Consider the following 775-nt stretch of genomic DNA (forward strand, 5'->3'; position numbering starts at 1 on the left):
GAGCACGAGAAACTTTGTCTGAATATGGGGGGACCATCCTCCAAGGCTAAATACTACTGACTGACCGATAGTGAACCAGTACCGTGAGGGAAAGGCGAAAAGAACCCCGGAGAGGGGAGTGAAATAGAACCTGAAACCGTATGCGTACAAGCAGTGGGAGCCTACTTTGTTAGGTGACTGCGTACCTTTTGTATAATGGGTCAGCGACTTATATTCAGTGGCGAGCTTAACCGAATAGGGGAGGCGTAGCGAAAGCGAGTCTTAATAGGGCGTTTAGTCGCTGGGTATAGACCCGAAACCGGGCGATCTATCCATGGGCAGGTTGAAGGTTAGGTAACACTGACTGGAGGACCGAACCGACTACCGTTGAAAAGTTAGCGGATGACCTGTGGATCGGAGTGAAAGGCTAATCAAGCTCGGAGATAGCTGGTTCTCCTCGAAAGCTATTTAGGTAGCGCCTCATGTATCACTGTAGGGGGTAGAGCACTGTTTCGGCTAGGGGGTCATCCCGACTTACCAAACCGATGCAAACTCCGAATACCTACAAGTGCCGAGCATGGGAGACACACGGCGGGTGCTAACGTCCGTCGTGAAAAGGGAAACAACCCAGACCGTCAGCTAAGGTCCCAAAGTCATGGTTAAGTGGGAAACGATGTGGGAAGGCTTAGACAGCTAGGAGGTTGGCTTAGAAGCAGCCACCCTTTAAAGAAAGCGTAATAGCTCACTAGTCGAGTCGGCCTGCGCGGAAGATGTAACGGGGCTCAAACCATGCACC

General features: G+C 51.5%; 1 rRNA gene. It reads left to right on the forward strand.

The annotated features are described in order from the left end of the window. Positions 1–775 (forward strand): 23S ribosomal RNA (locus tag ACF8EF_RS13110); the annotation flags it as partial.

The sequence above is a fragment of the Pseudomonas sp. zjy_15 genome (genome assembly GCF_043101865.1).
In the GTDB taxonomy this organism is placed as follows: Bacteria; Pseudomonadota; Gammaproteobacteria; order Pseudomonadales; family Pseudomonadaceae; genus Aquipseudomonas; species Aquipseudomonas putida_Y.